Annotated in this window: 12 protein-coding genes; 11 read left to right on the top strand and 1 reads right to left on the bottom strand. The window is 46.2% G+C overall.

What is annotated here, in order from left to right:
- Nucleotides 1-539: 539 nt before the first annotated feature.
- The 10 genes from Q0307_RS14905 to Q0307_RS14950 all read left to right on the top strand — a co-directional run bounded on the left by Q0307_RS14905 (nucleotide 540) and on the right by Q0307_RS14950 (nucleotide 17,376).
- Nucleotides 540-2,954 carry a leucine-rich repeat domain-containing protein gene (locus Q0307_RS14905; protein WP_298661610.1) on the top strand — a complete coding sequence of 805 codons (2,415 nt, stop codon included), beginning with the start codon at nucleotides 540-542 and terminating at the stop codon, nucleotides 2,952-2,954.
- Nucleotides 2,955-3,082: 128 nt separating this feature from the next.
- Nucleotides 3,083-3,409, top strand: a complete 327-nt coding sequence (locus Q0307_RS14910) for a COR domain-containing protein (protein ID WP_298661637.1) — start codon at nucleotides 3,083-3,085, stop codon at nucleotides 3,407-3,409.
- A gap of 18 nt (nucleotides 3,410-3,427) precedes the next feature.
- A complete protein-coding gene (locus Q0307_RS14915; protein WP_298661611.1) occupies nucleotides 3,428-4,087 on the top strand; it encodes a TIR domain-containing protein in 660 nt (219 codons plus the stop codon).
- 82 nt (nucleotides 4,088-4,169) lie between these two features.
- Nucleotides 4,170-4,958: a BPSS1780 family membrane protein gene (locus Q0307_RS14920; RefSeq protein WP_298661612.1), complete on the top strand. Its 789-nt coding sequence runs from the start codon at nucleotides 4,170-4,172 to the stop codon at nucleotides 4,956-4,958.
- A gap of 265 nt (nucleotides 4,959-5,223) precedes the next feature.
- Nucleotides 5,224-5,904: an S-(hydroxymethyl)glutathione synthase gene (gene gfa / locus Q0307_RS14925; protein ID WP_298661613.1), complete on the top strand. Its 681-nt coding sequence runs from the start codon at nucleotides 5,224-5,226 to the stop codon at nucleotides 5,902-5,904.
- 148 nt (nucleotides 5,905-6,052) lie between these two features.
- Nucleotides 6,053-7,420, top strand: coding sequence for an efflux transporter outer membrane subunit (locus tag Q0307_RS14930; protein ID WP_298661615.1), 1,368 nt, complete (start codon nucleotides 6,053-6,055; stop codon nucleotides 7,418-7,420).
- 9 nt (nucleotides 7,421-7,429) lie between these two features.
- On the top strand, nucleotides 7,430-9,151 hold the full coding sequence (locus tag Q0307_RS14935) for an efflux RND transporter periplasmic adaptor subunit (protein WP_298661616.1): 1,722 nt from the start codon (nucleotides 7,430-7,432) through the stop codon (nucleotides 9,149-9,151).
- Nucleotides 9,148-9,870: an ABC transporter ATP-binding protein gene (locus tag Q0307_RS14940; RefSeq protein WP_298661617.1), complete on the top strand. Its 723-nt coding sequence runs from the start codon at nucleotides 9,148-9,150 to the stop codon at nucleotides 9,868-9,870. Before Q0307_RS14935 ends, Q0307_RS14940 begins: the two co-directional genes overlap by 4 nt.
- The gene (locus tag Q0307_RS14945; RefSeq protein WP_298661618.1) at nucleotides 9,857-11,065 is read left to right on the top strand and encodes an ABC transporter permease; all 1,209 of its coding nucleotides are present in this window, start codon (nucleotides 9,857-9,859) and stop codon (nucleotides 11,063-11,065) included. The genes Q0307_RS14940 and Q0307_RS14945 overlap by 14 nt, the downstream gene beginning before the upstream one ends.
- Before the next feature lie 233 nt (nucleotides 11,066-11,298).
- The gene (locus Q0307_RS14950; protein WP_298661619.1) at nucleotides 11,299-17,376 is read left to right on the top strand and encodes an alpha-2-macroglobulin family protein; all 6,078 of its coding nucleotides are present in this window, start codon (nucleotides 11,299-11,301) and stop codon (nucleotides 17,374-17,376) included.
- A 59-nt stretch (nucleotides 17,377-17,435) separates the two neighbouring features.
- Here Q0307_RS14950 and Q0307_RS14955 read toward each other — a convergent pair whose 3' ends face one another.
- Entirely contained in the window at nucleotides 17,436-18,290 is an 855-nt protein-coding gene (locus Q0307_RS14955) for an alpha/beta hydrolase (protein WP_298661620.1), read from the bottom strand.
- Between the two features lie 161 nt (nucleotides 18,291-18,451).
- Here Q0307_RS14955 and Q0307_RS14960 point away from each other — a divergent pair, with 161 nt between their 5' ends.
- Nucleotides 18,452-20,008: an ATP-binding protein gene (locus Q0307_RS14960; protein WP_298661621.1), complete on the top strand. Its 1,557-nt coding sequence runs from the start codon at nucleotides 18,452-18,454 to the stop codon at nucleotides 20,006-20,008.
- Nucleotides 20,009-20,028 lie beyond the last annotated feature (20 nt).

Genomic DNA, 20,028 nt, shown 5'->3' on the forward strand with positions numbered 1-20,028 from the left:
ACTTTACCCAAATTACTGGGTGAGCAAATGGGTATTTTTCCCAGTGATTAAGTGGAAATTTTTGAATTCAATGGCAGGCAAGTTGATGGTGATTAAAAAAATCAGGGGTAATAGTACTGGAAGTTTAAAGCATCTCAAGCTACGGAGTGCGATTACTGACAAGGAGTCCTTGTAGGATGCGCTCAATGATCGCCATTGATACCAATGTATTGTTGCGCCATCTTTTGTAAGAGAATGAGGCTCAGTCTCCGCTAGCAACTCGATTGTTTGAGCAAGATAAAAAAATATTAATTACCGAGGAAGTAAACTTAACCCTCCTGATTTTGCCGATACTTTGTTTATTCATAAGGCTAAACAAATAGCTAAGCAATGCGGGTAGACATTAGAAGCGGTTTTCAGTTTTGATATTGGGGCATTAAGGGTGCGGGAGACACAGCATCCTTCAGTTAATCCTCTCTAATCAAGCAATAGATGATTGGTTTGAAGGCGCTGACTGTTCCGGTTACTATCGCTACATCCCCTCTGCTGTTTAACTGCTTATGTCTATGACTCCCTTAGAAATCGCTCTCAAACAGATTGAAGACTGTCGTCGTACTCGTTGGAAATCATTGGATTTGAGGTGGCGCTGTGTAGGTATAACAGAAATACCAGAGCAGGTGTTTGAGCTAACTTGGCTGGAAAGCTTGGATATATCAGGGTGGGCAATTTCGACAGGCAATATTCAAATCATTCCTCCAGCTATTCAGCGATTAACCAAACTAACGAAATTTATCTGCGATCGCAATCAGATCAGTGACTTAAGTGCTTTGAGTGGATTGTCATGCTTACAAGAACTCAATTGTAGCGATAATCAAGTCAGCAACTTAAGTGCTTTAATTGGCTTGTCATGCTTACAAAAACTCAACTGTAGTGACAACCGGATCAGCGACTTAAGTGCCCTGACTGGTTTATCGTCGTTGCGAGAACTCGATTGTGGAAATAATCAGATTAGTGATTTGAGTGCGCTGAGTGGTTTAACGTCCTTGCAAAGACTACATTGTGCTTCTAATCAAATCAGTGACTTGAGTGCACTCAGTAGTTTATTGTCCTTGCAACATCTGTCTTGTTGGAGCAATCAGCTTCAGGATTTAAGTCCATTAAGCGGTTTGTCGTCTTTGCAATGGCTTTCTTGTGGAATTAATCAGATTCAGGACGTGAGTCCTCTAAGTCGGTTACTGTCCTTGCAACATCTGTCTTGTTGGAGTAATCAGATCAGTGATTTGAGTGCACTAAGTGGCTTGCTGTCCTTGCAAAAGCTAAATTGCGGGAGTAATCAGATCAGTGATTTGAGTCCTGTAAAGAGTTTGCTGTCCTTGCAAAAGCTAGATTGTGAGAACAATCAGATCAGCGAGTTGCAACCATTAAATGGTTTACTGTCTTTACAGTACCTAAAGTGTGGCCATAATCAAGTCACTGATTTAACCTTGACTAATTTACCTGCCTTAAAAACGCTGGATTGTAGTAATAACCATATCCGTGAAATGCGTCTGAGTGGTTTGTTGTCTCTGCAAAAGCTTAATTGTAGTAACACACAAATGATTGACCTGAATACGCTGAGTAAACTAACTATGGTTAATCAGATCAGTGATTTAAGTTCATTAAGTAGTCTAACGGCTTTGCAAAGACTGGATTGTGACCATAATCAGATTCGTGATTTGAGTCCATTAAGGAGTTTATTTCATTTGGAATGGTTGAGTTGTGAGGGCAATCAGATCAGCGATTTGAGTCCGTTGAGCGCTCTGCACGCTTTGGAGTATTTGAGTTGTGGTAGCAACCAAATCATTGATCTAAGTGCACTTAGGGAAATGTCTTTTTTGCAAACTTTGTCTTGCTCCATGAATCAAATTATTGATTTAAGTCCACTGCGTAGTTTGTTTGTTCTGCAATATTTACACTGTAGGCATAATCAAATTTCTAACCTAAGTCCAATTAGTGGTTTGAGGTCTTTGCAAACTTTGGACTGTGATCATAACCACATTAAGGATGTGTCAATACTTTATAGTTTTGTAATGTCTGGGCAGCTACAAAGGCTCAATTTGTCGAGCAATCCAGTAGTCGGAGTGCCTTCTAACCTAACAGAAACCAAAGGTTCAGAGTTTATATATGCTGGTTGTTTAAATAATTTCAGAAACTACTGGCAAGACCTGTCCAAAGGCTCGGCTAAGCATCAGCAGTTAAAGATACAGTTGGTTGGCAATGGTCGGGTCGGCAAAATGACCTTGGCTTATGCACTAGAACATAGGCAGGCTCCTAGTGAAGACTTCAAATCTACCCACGGTATTGTCATCAAAGAGCTTCAGCAAGCTTGGGCGGGGGAGGAGGAACCAGTCACCTTACAAGTCTGGGATTTTGGTGGGCAGGAAATTTATCATGCGACTCATCGCCTATTCCTCTCAGATGATTGCTTGTATTTATTAGTATGGGCCGAAGCAACCGAAGAGCAAGCTGATGAAACCTGCCACCCAGTGAGTTATTGGCTTGAGGCTATTCATGATCTTGCACCACATAGCGCAGTGATTTTAGTCAAAAACCAGATTGACCGTTCCGACCGTTTACCTGCCCGACCCGCTGAGCTGACTGCAGATCTGCCGGGGGTTAAACAAATTCGCCAGGATGTAAAAATTTCTGCCATGCAGTATCGTGGGTTACCTGCTTTGCGCGGTGCAATTGAGTCGGTGCTTGAGGAGTTGAAGCCACGTATCTGTTTAGAGTTACCGATCTCATGGCTGCAAGTCCAAGAAGAGTTAAAGCACCTAGATGAAAAAGCGATTCCTTTCGCTCAGTTCCAGCAACTTTGTATTAAGGCAGGTGTGAGTGATCCTCGCTGGTTTGCCAATTATCTACACAAAACCGGAGTCTTGTTTACCGTGCTGGTGCTTTCCAAGATCAGCTTATTCTTGACCAGAATTGGGTAATTCAGGCAGCTTATCGAGTGTTTGACCCCCAAAAGCAGCGCAGCTTGATTGAAGATGATCTGAAAGGCTGTTTCAAAGGTCGACATACTCACTTCATTTGACCTGAAGTCGATAGCCTTGAGCGGGAAATCTATCTTGATTTCATGCGTAACTGTGGTATTTGCTACGAGCCACACCGCTATCAGAATTTTCAAGCCAATAAACCCTTCGCTGAGCGAGAGTTCATTATTCCTGCTTTATTACCTTTGAGCAGTAAAGCCAAGGCGGCATGGGGCAGTACTCGTCGAGAGGATTGGCAACTCGACATCGAATATCCTTTCTTGCACCGCAGCATTATTGAACGCCTTGTCCTGCGTCTTGGCGAAACCTATGAGAGCGAACCGTGGCGTACAGGGATTTTCTGCCAGACTCAGCTAGGTCAAGTGCTGCTAGAGTGTGAATACAGCAATAAATAGCAATCGACTCAGGGCCGGTTGCGTTTTCAATTGCGTGGCAATCGACTCGAGCAACTGGTCGTTGTCTTGCGTCAATTAGTCAGGGCAATCAGCCCCCATCGTCGCTATACCGAATACTTGAGTCAAGCAGGCGCACAGCCTGTGTTGTTGCCAGAACTCAAGGAAACGGACGCAACTGAGCGTCAGCTAGAGGAAACTAAACCAGTGAATCACACCATTAAGCTGTTTATTTCGTATTCTCACGCCGATGAAGCGTATAAAAAAGAATTAGAACTCTGCCTGAAAAACATCAAACGGCGCTTGCCTTTAGAGTATTGGGATGATCGGCAAATGTTTGCAGGTGAGTTAATGGATGAGCAAATTCTACAGCGGCTAGAGGTCGCTGATGTGGTGGTACTGCTAATCAGTAGGAATTTCTTTGCCTCAGATTATTGTTTTAGTATTGAAATGGAAAAAGCACTGAAGCGCTACGAGCAAAAACACAATCAGGTTATTCCCATAATTATTCGTGCCACTGATGACTGGCGTGAATTCGAGATTGGTAAAATTACCGCTCTGCCTACGGACGGCAAACCCTTAAACCAATGGGAGGATAAGGACGAATTCTGGGCGGATGTTCAGCAAGGTATTCGTCAGCAAGTCGAAAAACTGTTACAGCGTAAAAGCCCTTTGATTTAAGATGCTTGTAGAAGCTTTTGCTTAAGCTACAGACATTATTAAATTCAAAACCCACCTATAAACACAATAAGGATTTTAACATATGAGTGAACTTGCCAATCCATACTCGCCGCCACGTTCCAATGTTCGTTTGCCAGAGCAGCCGCTTGCTACTTATCAATTGCTAGCTGAGCCACGTGCAGTTCCGGCAGTTATGGGCTTTAAGTGGATAGGTAAAGGCTGGGGTTTGATGAAGCCCGATTTAGGCATGTGGATTTTGATGCTGCTGACAGTGATGGTTTTCAATATTTTGATTTCTTTTCTGCCTTTTATTGGTGGGATCGTTACCACTTTACTGAGTCCGGTATTTGCAGGCGGCATGCTCATGGCACTTAGAGGCGCAGAGCAAGGTCAGCGGGTGCAGTTTTCCTCACTATTCGCTGGCTTTTCTACTAGGTTTGCGCCGTTACTTGGCTTAGGCGCTTTAAATCTAGCCATGTGGTTGATAGTAGTTACCTGCTTGGGTGTGCTGTTTTGGAGTTTTTTTGCGATTTATGGCGCAGATGTCGCTACTGTGGATCTACCATCTTCTTTCTCTTCCACTGCGGTATCACTAGCTGTGTTATTGGGCTTCATCGGCTTTGCAGTGATTAGTATGCTGTTATGGTTTGCAACTCCTCTAGTAGCTTTGCAGGATGTACCGGTTTTCAAAGCTTTAGGCATGAGCATGACAGCTTGCTTACGGAATATTGTGCCTTTATTACTCTATAGCCTAGCTGCCTTTGGCTTGATCCTCTTAGGCATTCTACCAATCGGTCTAGGTTTGTTAATCGTTTTCCCCTTATTACTCGCTGCGTTTTATAAATCCTATCAACAGATTTTCTTGAAATAAGCGTGCTCAGTGATTGACTAACAAGGCTCTGAACTAGAGCCTTGTTGTTTTTCTTAAAGGCAATAAAGCTCAATAGTTCACTGCTTTAAGTAACCTACATACATAAAGTACGAATTTTTTGTATCCATAATCATTCCATAGCCTATTTTTGGACTGAAATGAATGTTCATTCTAAATTAGGTGTATACTCTCTCTAATCAAGGGTGTTCACCTTTGAGATCCTATTGCTTTAGGAAGGGTTTTCTTCAATCCCGGAGGAGAGTGAATGATGAGCTATTTTAGTAATCTGTTAGCCGCCTTAGTTGGGCAAGCTCCAGAAGCGCCGCCCGCTCCAAGTACTTATACCCCCACAACGTCTAATACTCCCACGATTCGCTATAGTCATGTCAAATTACATCCACAAGTGGATAATGGGGTCGCCAAAGCAGGAGCTGGTTTTAGTGGTGGTACTTTGAAATGTCTGTGCCCCACCGATAAGGTTGAAGTACAAGTCTCCGCGCAATCGGCTCACAATCATATTTGCGGTTGTACTCAATGCTGGAAGCCTAAAGGGGTTTTATTCTCACAAGTCGCTGTGGTGAGTAAAGATAAGCTCAAAGTCACTGCGCATGAGTCTAAACTAAGCATTGTTGACCCTAGCCAAACGATTCAGCGCTATGCTTGCAAAGACTGCGGCACACATATGTATGGACGCATTGAAGATACGAGTCATCCGTTTTATGGCTTAGATTTCATTCACACTGAATTATCCGATCAGAAGGGCTGGGATCCGGTGAATTTCGCAGCCTTTGTATCGTCCTTGATCGAATCAGGTACGAAGCCAACCGATATGGCGAGCATTCGTGGGCGGATTCATGAGCTAGGCTTAGAATCCTATGATTGTTTGTCACCCGTGTTGATGGATGCCATTGCTGCCCATGTAGCGAAGAGCAAGCATCAAGCATAAGTTATGCCCAGAGTTTCTTAATCCCCCAACCCAGTGAGTAGTTGGGTTGGGGCATCTTTACATACTTTTACATTCCTCTAACCCACCTTTACAGCAATCTCAGGCAGACTAAGCCTCATCAAAAACTAATTTAATGGCGGTTGAATTGATGAGCTTGCGACTTCGTCCAGCGGTGCTAATCGTATCAGTTTGTTTAGCTTTAGTGGCTTGTGCGCCGATGACTGAAACCAGCAAAACACCCCAAGCCGTGCAAACAGCCAATAACTCATTAGCCACTGCAAAAACCCAGCGTGCATCCATTCAAGCAGCGTGGTGGCAAAAGTTTAATGACCCACTCATGACTGCTTTGATTCAAGACGCTTGGCAAGCTAATCCGGATTTAGCCTCTGCCAAAGCGAGTGTGAAATCAGCACGCGCACAAGGTGTCATTGCGGGCGCGAGTTTATTACCTAGCCTGTCTTCGAGTGCTTCAGCACGGACGGCCAATGGTTCAGGGACGAGCCTTTCAGCGGGGATGGATGCGAGTTGGGAATTAGATATTTTCGGAGCGAATCGTCTAGCGAGTGCCGCTGCCCAAAGTGACGTGAAAGCGGCAGAGGCCAGTTATGAAGATGTGAAAGCTTCTTTAGCCGCTGAAGTGGCGAGTGCTTATGTGAATTTACGCCTAGCCCAAGCGCGTTTAGGTGTCGCTCAGCAGAATAGTCAGTCGCGCAAAGAAACGGTCAATCTGACGAATTTGCGTCAACAAGCGGGTTTAACCAGTGGCTTAGAAGTTGAGCAATCCAAACTGAGTTTAGGTCAGACGCAAGCGCAAATTCCAGCACTTGAAGGGACTGTGGCACGCTCTAAATATGCACTAGCCATCTTAAGCGGCAAAACTCCAGCCGCTTTAGATCAACGCTTAAAAGTAGCTAAGCCGATTCCGAATGCGACGCGGCGTTTAAGCGCAGAAATCCCTGCCAATGCTTTACGCCAACGTCCGGATTTACGCGCGGCTGAATATCGAGTCGCAGCGGCAAGTGCACGCATGGGGGAGGCAAAAGCCAATCTTAATCCAAGCTTTAATTTAGGTGGCTCTTTAAGTTTAACGGGTAAAAATCTAGGCGATTTATTGGATATTAATAGCTTGGCGCGTTCACTCTTGGCCTCGATCAGTGCACCACTGTTTGATGGTGGGCGCTTAAAGCAGCAAGTAGTCGTGCGCGATGCCGCTTATGAGCAAGCGGTCGCCACTTACCAAAAGACCATCCTCAGCGCTTTACAAGATGTGGCGAATAACTTTGCCACGCTCGCTGCTTTACAAAAACAGCAGCCGATTTTAGCGCAGAATCTGCAATTAGCGCGCAGTGCTGAAAATCTAGCGCGTCTTAGTTACAACGCAGGCACTGCGGATTTCCAAAATGTGTTAGATGCTCAGCGCTCAGTCTTGAGCGCGCAGGAAAGCTTATTATCTGCACAAGCTGATTATAGCTTGGCATTGATTCGCTTATATAAAGCCGTAGGAGGCTCTTGGTAGTTAATTATCATGACTAATACAAAAACCACGGATTCAGTCAAAGCGGTTTTGGGCAAGCCTGCGGGTAAAAAGGGCGGTTTCGGCAAGACATTCATAAGCCTAACGCTGCTCGCGGCCTTAAGTGGCGGTGGCTATTGGTATTATCAGCAATATCAGGCCAAGGGTGGGGTGAAAACTGCAGCACCGGCGTATCAAACTGAAGCACTCAAACGGGACGATTTAAATATAACCGTGACTGCGACCGGCAATTTGCAGCCTATGAACAAGGTGGATATTGGTACTGAGCAGTCCGGCACAGTGGCCGAGGTTTTGGTAGATGCGAATGCTGTCGTCACGACAGGACAGGTGTTAGCTAAGCTCAATACTGATCAATTGGAAGATAATATTACCAAAGCAGAAGCGGCTTTAATCACTGCCGAATCTAAAGTCGCGCAGGCAAAAGCTCAAGTCACGCAAGCGGATGCCAATATCCTGAAAGCGGAAGCGAGTATTCAGCAAGCCCTTGCCAATGAGCGTCAATCGAGCGCGCAAGTTCAGCAAGTAGGTGCACAAGTTCAACAGAATAACGCCCAGCTCCAACAGGCGAATGCACAAATTCAAAGTGCAGACGCGCAACTTGCACAAGCTAAGGCAAGCACGACTGAAGCGCGTGCGAATCTAGGGCGTTTACAGGCTTTATATAAAACGAGTGGGGGCAAGTTGCCTTCTAAGGCCGAGTTAGATACGGCTCAAGCGGCTTTACAGCGAACTCAAGCTGCCGAGCAAGCCGCTAAATCCAGTGCCGATTCTGCAAGGGCAAATGCAGTAGCAGCACGGGCGAGCATTTCTGCCTCCCAAGCGAATGTCGAATCTGCAAAAGCTGGCTCTGGGGCTTCTAGTGCTAATGTATCTGGCTTACGGGCCAGTGCTGCGGCGACCAAAGCCGAAAAGCTAAGTGCCCAAGCAGCTCTTGAAGCTGCGCAAGCCGGAGTTAAAGAGGCGCAAGCGAATTTACGCTCTGCTCGAAGTAATTTAGCGAAAGCGACAATTATTTCACCGATTGATGGGGTGGTGTTAACGCGCTCTGTGGAACCGGGGCAAACTGTCGCGGCTTCTTTATCTGCACCTACGCTATTCGTACTGGCAGAAGATCTGCAACAGATGGAGCTGCAAGTCAGTGTCGATGAGGCGAATGTGGGGCAAGTGAAGGAAGGGCAAGAAGCCGAGTTTACTGTCGATGCTTGGCCGGGGCGTAAATATAAAGGCAAGATTAGCTTGGTGAGTTTAGGCTCAACCCTGACAGATAATGTGGTTTCCTATTTAACCAAGTTGAATGTAGACAACGCCGATTTAAGCCTACGTCCCGGCATGACCGCGAATGCGATCATTAGTACACAATCGCGTAAAGATGTCCTGTTAGTGCCGAATGCTGCCTTACGCTTTAAGCCAGCTAGCCCTGAAGATAGTGCTGCAGGTACAGGACAACAGTCGGGTGGTTTGGTAGCACAATTAATGCCGCGTCCACCGATGCAGCAAAATCGACAGCGTGGACAAGGCCAAGGAGCAGGGCGTGGACAGGGGCAAGGTCGACGGGGTGGGATGGGCGAAATCTGGATACTGAAAGACAGCCAACCCACAGCGGTGAAAGTAAAGATTGGTTTAAGTGACAGCAAATCCACTGAAATTTCAGGTGACGAGCTGACTGAAGGAGCCTTGGTGATCACCAGTACGAGCACAGGTAATAAGCCATGACGGGTGTCTCTGAAAAGCTGATTGAGCTATGTGGTATCACTAAAACCTATGGACAAGGCCAAGCGCAGTTCCAAGCTTTAAAAGGGATTGATTTGAGTATTAATACGGGTGATTTTGTCGCGGTGATGGGACCAAGTGGCTCGGGAAAATCCACTGCGATGAATATTCTCGGTTGTTTAGATGTGGCCACTAGTGGGGTCTATCACTTCCGCGACGTGCAAGTCGAACAACTGGATCGGAATCAACGTGCACTGTTACGTCGTTATTATTTTGGTTTTGTATTTCAAGGCTTCAATTTATTAGCCCGTACTTCCGCACAGGAAAATGTCGAGCTACCGCTTTTATATCGTGGAGAGTCGACAAAGGCTCGACATTTAGCCGCCCACGCAGCCCTAGAAAAAGTCGGCTTAACCACTTGGGCTGAGCATACTCCAGCAGAATTATCCGGTGGTCAGCAACAACGGGTGGCGATTGCAAGGGCGATTGTAACTAACCCCGTGTTGCTACTAGCGGATGAGCCAACGGGTAACTTAGATACCAAACGCAGCCATGAGATTATGGAGCTGTTGGTATCACTGAATCGCGATCAAGGTATTACTGTATTAATGGTCACACACGAACCTGAAATGGCTGAATATGCAAAACGTATTGTAACTTTCGTCGATGGCAATGTTGCTGCAGACAAGTGGCAAGCGGGGCGTGGCTATGTTTTGGAATAGTTTGCTCCTCGCGATGCGTGAAATCCGTCGCAATTTATTACGCTCTTTCTTGACAATTTTAGGGATTGTAATCGGTGTTTCGGCAGTGATTACCATGGTTACACTTGGTAATGGCGCGACTCAAGCCGTGAAAAATCAGGTCTCCAGTTTAGGCAGTAATCTCCTGCAGATTCGTACTGGGCAACGCTTGATGGGACCCGGTGGTGGCGGTGGTGCGCCAGCATTTAAGCTAGATGATATTGAAGCAATTCGTAGTTCAGTGAATGGGTTAAGTGGTGTAGCACCCCAAGTAAATCGTACGGCCACAGTGGTTTCAATGGCTAATAACTGGTCAACTAGTGTGACAGGTACGACAAATGATTTCTTTACAGTGGGCAACTGGAAACTAGCTTCTGGGCGCAGTTTCACGGCGCAAGAGGAACAAGTAGGCGCTTCGGTGTGTATTTTGGGTGCCACTTTATATAAGCAACTGTATGCGAATCAAGAACCTTTAGGGGAAATGCTGCGGGTGAAGAATTTCTCCTGTGAAGTCATTGGTACACTAGAAGCCAAAGGCCAAGCCGCCATGGGACGTGATCAAGATGACACGCTGGTGATGCCACTACGTACCGTGCAACGGCGTTTAACAGGGAATCAGGATATTTCCTCAATCCAAGTCTCCGCACAGAACGAAAGCGAGATTAGTAATGTGCAAACGCAAATTACCGACTTATTACGTGAGCGCCGGCGTATCACTGAAGGCATGGACGATAACTTCAATGTACTCGATACTCGTCAGTTGGCTGATGCTTTATCAGGTACTACTAAAGTCATGACTACACTCTTAGGTGCAGTGGCTTCTGTGAGTTTATTAGTCGGTGGTATTGGGATCATGAATATCATGCTCGTATCAGTCACTGAACGTACGCGTGAAATCGGGATTCGCTTAGCGATTGGTGCTTTGGAGCGCGAAGTTCTCATGCAATTTTTGACCGAAGCGGTGATGCTTTCAGCGCTAGGAGGTTTGATTGGGATTATCCTCGCAACAATAGCCTCGTACTTTCTTTCTGGCTTAATGCAAGTACCTTATACCTTCAACGTAGCGATTAATTTAGGTTCTTTCTTCTTCTCTGCAGGGATTGGTGTGCTGTTTGGCTATATGCCTGCTAAACGAGCTGCACGTTTAGATCCGATTCAAGCACTGCGTCACGAATAGCCTCTCGATTAAATCTCATTGATTATGCCCTGAGTCTTGCAGGGCGCTGTTCTATATAAGTCCTGATTTTTCTAGCTCACTTATTCTTCCAATCTAAGTTTTGGAATTAACAGCTATCTGAACTTATTAAAGGTAGGTATATTCTAAGTTAGCAAGTGCGAGTTGTTGGTAGCGCTAAATCTTCGGTGCTGCTGAATGGTATCTCAATCAATAATATAAAAGGCAGAGTGATAATGTCCTTGCTGCAAAAAATAAATTTCATGGCGATTTGTATAGTGATGAGTATTAATCCTGTCATTGCAGCGGAATTAGAGCCTATCCAAGGCACGCCTGCTTTAACTGAGTTTCCAGCACGTATTAGCGAAGACTCCAGTCGTGCTAGCAAGCCTGCCGACGCTATGATAGTGGTACAGCCTCAAGCCTTGAGTGCTGAAGAAACTAAGACGCTCCTTGGTCGTTTACCACCCTTACCCATTACTGAGGATGAAAAGCCGTTTGCTCTGCGCCCTGCAAGTGAGCCTCCCCCTAAAGTCGGCGTGACCCTAGAGCAAAGTTTTCCACCGTCACCGAATACTAGCTCAATACCGCCAAGCACTAAAACAGGTTCACTAAGTATTACCCGTTATGCACCGCAAGGTGAAGTACCGGTCGCCCAGCAAATTAGCATTTCGTTTGATCGACCGATGGTCGCAGTTTCGACACAGACTCAAACCCTAGTCGAGTCTGTGCCTGTTAAGATGACGCCGACGGTAGAAGGTGCTTGGCGCTGGGCAGGAACGCAAACCCTAGTTTTTGAAGCTAAAGGCGGTGTGCGTTTACCCATGGCGACGGAGTTTAAACTCTCAGTGCCTGCTGATACGCAAGCGGCTGATGGGTCACGTTTAGGTCAAGCTTTAGCTTGGAGTTTTAAAACCCCCAGCTTGAAACTAGAGCAAAGTTATCCAAGTGGTGATGCCGTAGCACTCACACCTATTTTATTTTTAAGCTTCAACCAACGCATTAATCCCCAAGCGCTCTTATCTTACATTCAGGCAGAGGCGAAGGGGCAGCCACTGAAATTACGCTTAGCGGCAGCAGATGAAATTAAAGCTGTACCAGAGTTAGACTCTTTGATCAAGCAAGCCTTACCTGAGCAATATTTGGTTTTAAAGCTAGAGCAGGTTCTGCCACCGCAAACTCAAGTAATTGTCAAGTTGGCTGCCCAAGCGCCCTCAGCAGAAGGCTCACGCTTAGCACCCGCACAAAATTTATATAGTTTCAGTACCTATGCGCCTTTGCGGATGACTGAAAAGGCTTGTGGCTACGCAGAGCGTTGCACTCGCTATGATCCTGTTAGTTTTCAGTTCAATAATGAACTCGCACCCGAACAGGATTTAAACCAACTTATCAGTATCAGCCCTAAGCCTACTAAGGTGAGTATGCAGGCGAATGCTAATGGTTTGTGGATTCAAGCACCTTGGCAAGCCGATACCAGTTACACGATTACCTTAGCGGCTGAATTACGAGATAGCTACGGGCAAATTTTAGGGCGGCCGCAAAAATTTAGTTTTAAAGCCTCTAAAAGTCCTGCAAGTTTAAGTCTGATCGATAAAACACTGCTAACGCTTGATCCGAATTTACCGGCTGAGCTACCTGTGTATACGAATAATTTTAAAACGCTCAAAGTGACCATTCAGCAGGTAGCCCCCAGTGATTGGCCGAGTTATATCAAACTCTTGCAAGCGCTGAACAGTCGCCAAGCGCCAGCACCTTTTAAGCTCCCCGGTAAAACCGTCAGCTCGCAAACGCTCACCCTTCAAGAACAAACAGATACGACGGTTGTTACCCCAATTAAACTGGAGTCATGGTTGAAAAATGGCAAACTAGGACATTTACTAGTATTGATTGAGCCGGGAGAGGCGAGTGTTAAACCCCGAGCCATTGATGGCGAACCCCAGCCGCGTTTAGTTTGGGTACAAGGTACACAGATGGGCTTAGATGCTTATGCGTATAGCCGACAGCTTTTGGTTTGGGTCGGTGATCTGAATACAGGCAAGGCTTTGGATCAAGTCCGTTTGAGTTTACATAGCTCAGCTTCTAAAGAAATTAGCCAACAAGCAGCGGATCCCCAAGGCTTAGCCAAGCTGGATTATCTGCAAAACCCGCCTAATCCAGAGACTGTGCTGCCCGTTACTGAGCCAGAACCAACGATACGCTGGTTAGAGGCTCAGCACGGTGAAGATCTGGCCTTATTGCCCGAAAGCGAATATCTATGGGCGGCTAATTCATGGCAGCCCACGCCCGCCTCGACTCAGTGGCTTTGGTATGTCGTGGATGATCGGCATTTGTATCGACCCAATGAGCAAGTCCATATCAAAGGCTGGTTGCGTAGCCGTGATGCTAGCCCTGCTAGCCCCTTAACTCTGCCTAAGAACCTGAAGCGTTTAAATTATGAGGTCTTAGATAGTGCAGGTAATAAAATTGCGGAGGGTAAAGCGCCCTTTACTGGTTTAGGTGGCTTCAATTTAGATTTCAAATTGCCCGATACGCCTAATTTAGGTGCAGCGACTCTTAGTTTGACGGTTCCAGATCAGCCTGAAATGATTGCTTATAATCATAGTTTTGAGATTCAAGAATTCCGCACCCCAGAGTTTGAGGTCAAGACTGAACTGATTAATCCAGAGCCTTATTTGGGGAATACAGCGATTCATTTAGCCGCCAATGCCAATTACTACGCAGGTGGTGGTTTGGCAGCCGCACCAGTGAATTGGCGCTTGAATGCTAGTCTACAAGCTTATACTCCACCCAATCGGGATGAATGGGCGTTTGGCTTGGTGCAGCCTTATTGGCTGCGCGTGTGGATGCCACCCAGTACAACGGTTTCTGCGGATTTTCAAGGCAAAACCGATCAAGCAGGCCGTCAACAATTACTGATTCAGCCGGAGTTATCTAAATATCCGTTGCCAGTATCAATGGCTGCCGAAGCACGGGTCAGCGATGTGAACCGGCAAGAGTGGGTGTCTTCAAGCACTTGGTTGATTCATCCGAGTGAAGTTTACGTGGGTTTGAAAACAGACAGCTATTTCGTTGAACACAACCAGCCACTTAGTATTCAAATCATTACGACGGATATCGAAGGCAAGGTGCTAGCGAATACTCCCATCGTGGTGGAGCTAGGCATAGCCGATTTGACTAAAGATGCGAATGGAGCAGTCTTAAAAAATCCACAGCGTTGCATGGTGCAGTCTGATACTAAAGGTTTAGCACAGTGTGAGTTCAAACTGGAAGAAGCGGGGCAGTATCAAATCACTGCAACCACGATGGATCAGTCGGGGCGGCGGAATATGACGCGCATTACGCGCTGGGTGAGTGGTGAAACGGAAGTTGAAACGCCGACTGCCAGTACGGTGGAAGCGCAGCAGCTACCCATCATTGCCGATAAAGAGATTTATGCTCCGAATGAAACAGCAAAACTCTTAATTCAAGCGCCGTTCAAAGATGCTGAGGGTTTATTGCTGATGAATCATAACGGTTTGCTGAGTGAGCAGCGTTTTAACATTCAAGGCAATAGCCATATTTTAGAATTACCACTGAAAGCCGAGTGGCTGCCTAATGTGCAGGTGCATATTGAATTAACGGGCAAAACGGCGCGTTTTACGACAGATAAAACCCAGTCCTTACCAGAGCGTCCTGCCTTTGCCACTGGCAATTTAAACTTAAAGATTTCTAAAGCAGAGCGGGTGTTGAAGGTAGAGGTAACTCCAGAAAAGGATACTTTAGCGCCTGCTGAAGAAACACCAATTCATCTAAGCATTCAAAATCAACAAGGCCAAGCTGTGGCGAATGCAGAGGTCGCTTTAATCGTGGTGGATGAAGCCATTCTTGCGGCGGGTAATTATCAATTGACTGATCCTTTAGAGATTTTCTATCCGCTAGCTGAAGCTTACCTACAACCCCAAGCCCTGCGTACTTCCGTTTTAGTGCCCAATCTAGCGGAGCTGAGCAAGGATAAGAGCGATGTATTCATGCAGGGTGAACAAGCGAATTTGGGTGGAGCTGCTAGGGTTGCTGCCTTTATCGTACAACCTAGGGCAGTCATGCGCAGTCGCATAGCAGCCGAAGCCAGTAAAATGGTTATGTATGCGGCGGCTGATGCGGCCGCTAGCCCAGAACCCAAGACGGCAGGTGCAATTAATTTACGCACGAATTTTAATCCACTCGCCGTTTTTGTCCCGAACTTGCAAACGGATGCCAATGGTAAAGTCAGCACGACGATTAAATTGCCGGATAATTTAACGCGCTATCGGATCATGGCTATCGCCGCGCAAGATGCGATTTATTATGGTAAAGGTGAGTCGCATTTAACGGCTCGTAAGCCTTTAATGGTACGCCCTAGTGCGCCCCGCTTCTTGAACTATGGCGATAGTTTTGAATTCCCTGTCGTGTTGCAAAACCAAACGGATCAAGCCTTGCCCGTTAAAGTGGCTTTGGGCGCGAGTAATTTAGAATTAACCGCTGCTCAAGCTTATGCGTTTGAATTGCCTGCCAATCAGCGTGTAGAAGTACGCTTCCCCACCAAAACCTTGCAAGCAGGGCAAGCCCATTATCAAATTGCAGCGATAGCGAATGATTTAAGTGATGCCGCAATGGGGAGCTTGCCTGTGTGGACGCCTGCCACGACGGAAGCTTTTGCCACTTATGGGGTTTTAGATCGAGGTGCGATTAGCCAGCCGCTAGCAACCCCTAAAGCCGTCATCCCAGCGTTCGGTCAATTGGAAATTAGCACAAGTTCAACGGCTTTACAGTCACTGACGGATGCTTATCTCTACCTGCAGGGTTATCCGTTTAGTTGCAGTGAGCAGGTCGCTTCGCGAGTTTTGAGCACTAGTGCTTTAAAGGATGTGTTGCAAGCCTTCAAGACTAAAGATTTACCAGACCCTGAAGCGATTCAGCAAAGTATGCAGCGTGATTTGGCCTTGCTGGTACAACGGCAAACGCCAGAGGGTGGCTTTAGCTTGTGGGAGCGTGGGCAGGACTGGCCTTACGTAACCGCACATACAGTCCATGCTTTACTACGTGCTAAGGCTAAGGGCTATACAGTGAATGAGCAAGCTTTAGAAATGGGCTTGAACTATCTGCGTCAGCTAGAACAGTACTTCCCCGATGACTATTCCAAGGAAGTACGCCACTACATTAAGGCTTATAGCTTGTATGTCCGTGAGCTGGGGGGTGATCAGGATCGTGCAGCCGTTTCAAGCTTAATCACGCAAGCTGGCGGTGTAAGTCAATTGCCAAGTGAAGCTTTAGGTTGGCTTTTAGCGGTGTTAGCCAATGACACCACCGCGACGCAACAACGCCAAACCTTAATACGCGAGCTAATGAACCGCAGCACTGAAACTGCCTCAGGTGCAGCGATTAAGGCCGAGCTGAACACCGGCGGTTATTGGGTAATGCATTCTGAGCGTGCGGTGAATGGCATTGCGTTGGAAGCTTTAATTAAGGCTCAACCTAAATCCGATTTGATTCCTAAATTAGTTAAAGCTTTACAGTCTAAGCGCACCCAAGGTCATTGGGGTTCTACGCAGGACAATGTGTTTGTTTTGTTAGGCTTAGATCAATATTTCCAAACTTATGAATCCCAAACGCCTGATTTTGTGGCTAAAGCGTGGCTTGGAACTGATTTTGCGGGTGAGTACCGCTTTAAAGGCCGCTCAACTGAGAGCATGCAAACTGAGATCCCCATGGAGTGGCTCTTAAAAGGTGAGGCTCGCCGTGATTTAGTCTTGGCTAAAGAAGGGGAAGGGCGCTTGTATTATCGTTTAGGATTAAATTATGCCCCGCAAGACTTAGAGTTGCAGCCTGCTGAACATGGTTTTACGGTTACCCGCCATTATCGCGGTTTAGATAAGCCAGAGGATGTGAAGCAACATGCAGATGGTTCATGGCAGATTAAAGTGGGGAGCCGCGTTGAAGTGACTTTGATGATGCAAGCCAATGCTGAGCGCTATCATGTAGCCTTAGTGGATCCTTTGCCTGCTGGTTTGGAAGCTGTGAATCCTGCTTTAGCGGTAAGTTCGCAGCAAATACCTGAAAATCCTGAACTTGCGCCTATACCTTTTAGTTGGCGGGGTAGTTGGTATGAGCAGCAAAACTTACGGGATGAGCGCGTAGAAGCCTTCACTTCTGTATTACCAGAAGGCGTTTATACCTATCGCTATATTGCTAAAGCCACTACACCGGGGATTTTTATAGTACCTCCAACTAAGGCTGAGGAAATGTACGCTCCTGAAACCTTTGGACGTAGCGCTTCAACCAAGGTAGTCATTCAATAATAGTCGTTTAAGGTTAGATAGTTGGGTGAGGTTTCATCGCTTCACCCCCATTTCCAGCATTAAAGCTGATGCTTAGCTAAAAAGGTGACAATATCCCGATAGCTTGGATTCAAACCGCGTAAAGGCTTAGCGAGGCTGGCTAGTACTCGCACGTGCTCTACGTTCGGATAAATGTGCAGCTCCACTGATACCTTGGCTTGCTGCAAAGCCTCAGCAAAACGTCGGCTATGTTTAGGCAGTACACGCTCATCGACTTCACCGTGCAATAGTAAAGTGGGCGGGACGTATAGCGGCAGATTCAACGTCGGATTCACGTCTTGTGGTTTAGCTTGACCAAATACTTGCGCGACTTCTGTCAATTCGAGTGGTAAATCATAAGGGCCTGCTAAGCCAATTAAGGCTTTCACTGGAGTTTTTACCTTGAATTTTTGTAGATAGGGTGGTTTGGTCGCTAAGAGAGCGGCAGCATGGGCACCGGACGAATGCCCCATTAGAATAAAAGGTTGTAAAGGTTCACCCAGTAGACTGGTGGCATTCATTTCTAAATGAGCAAGCGCTTGAGCCACATCCTCGATGATTTCTGGATATTTAACGGTAGGATAGAGTCGATAGTTGGGAATAATGACCGGATGCCCTAAAGCCGTTAAGGCTTCGGCCACAAATAAGAAATCTTCTTTGCTGCCACTACGCCAAGCACCACCAAAGACAAATAAAATCGGGGCTTTACCCGCATGTTTTTGCTTGGGCAAATAAATGTCCATGCGTTGGCGCGCATGATTACCATAAGCCTGTTCATGCAGCTCAAAGCCCGATTTAGGAATAGTCGCATTCAAAACTTTAGCCGGTGCCAAAGTGACACAACCAGCAGCGAGCGCTAACAGAAAAGCAGATAAGCCAATAAGTTTGAGTTTCATCCACTGACTATAGATAAATCTGTTTCAAGTTGCGCAAAGGCTGAGATTTTTTAGGGGTAGTAGTGGTTTGCTAGCTTGGGCACGAGTTTAGAGCAAACTAGCTTAGTGATAGGGTGATGCATGCTAAACTAGGCTTACGCCCAATTAGGTCTTAGCCCACTATGACAGCACGTAAAAAACTCCCCATCGGTATCCAAACCTTCGCCCGTATTCGAGAAGAGGGTTATTACTATGTCGATAAAACTCATCTAGCACAGGAGCTAGTGAATGAGGGCGTGCATTACTTTCTCTCGCGTCCGCGCCGTTTTGGTAAAAGCCTATTTTTAGACACGCTCAAAGAACTGTTTGAAGGGAATGAACCGTTATTTAGAGGTTTAGCCATCCATGATCAATGGGATTGGTCAGTTCAGTATCCGGTATTAAGAATTAGTTTTGGCAGTGGGAATTTTAATGAAGTAGATTTTCTAGCAAAAAGCCTAGCTGAGCAATTGACAGTATTGGAACAACAGTGGGGACTTTCTGCTGTCTTTGAAACGGCATCAGGACGGTTTAAATCACTGATTCAACAGGTGGAGCAGCAAACCCATTTACCTGTAGTCATTCTAATAGATGAATACGACAAACCAATATTAGATGCACTGGAAAACCGTGACTTAGCGAGTGCGAATCGAGATTTTTTACGCGGATTTTATAGCACCATTAAAGATTACGATGCCAAGATCAAATTTAGTTTTCTCACGGGCGTGACGAAATTCTCCAAGGTGAGCTTATTTTCAGGTTTGAATAACCTCAAAGATATTACCCTAGATAAACGTTACAGCACCCTATGCGGTTATACCGATCAGGATATAGATACTGTATTTGCAACAGAGTTAGCAGGCTTAGATCGAGACAGTATTCGCTACTGGTATAACGGCTATAACTGGCTAGGGGAGGGAGTCTATAACCCCTTCGATGTCCTGAATCTATTTGATCGCCGCGAGTTTAAAAACTACTGGTTTGAAACCGGAACGCCCGCCTTCCTGATTCGCCACTTAGCCAATAACCAATTCTTCACCCCTCAGTTAGAACAACTTCAATCGGATGAAGCTTTACTCTCGGCTTTTGACATAGAACACATCAGCAATGAGGCGCTGTTATTTCAGACGGGCTACCTCACCATTCACCAAGTCGAACAACCGATGCTAGGTTACTGGTTTTACACCTTAGGTTATCCCAACCATGAAGTGAAAAGCAGCCTCAACACGAGTTTACTCAGTGCCTATGGAGTTAATGAAAGCTTGGCACTACGTAACCGCATTACCCTGATTAAAATTCTGCAACGCAATGCTGTAGAAGAGCTACAAGGCTTATTCCACGCTTTTTTCGCTAGTATTCCGCATCAATGGTATGACAGCAGTCGAGGGATCTTAGCGCATTACGAGGGTTACTATGCCTCGATCTTTTACTCCCATTTTGCCGCGCTGGGGATCGACACCATTGTCGAAGATAGTTCGAGTTTGGGGCGCTTAGATATGGCGGTCAAATTCAATGGGCGCATTTACTTATTTGAATTCAAAGTGATTGAACATAGTTCTGAGGGTGAAGCGCTCCGACAAATCCATGACAAGCGCTATGCGGATAAATATCGGGCATTGAATCAGCCCTTATATTTAATCGGGGTGGAGTTTAGTAAGATCACACGTAATATTGTGGGTTTTGCGATTGAGCAGGGGTAGAACAACGGGGCAATAAACAC

It is taken from the genome of uncultured Thiothrix sp. (assembly GCF_937873765.1).
Classification (GTDB): Bacteria; Pseudomonadota; Gammaproteobacteria; order Thiotrichales; family Thiotrichaceae; genus Thiolinea.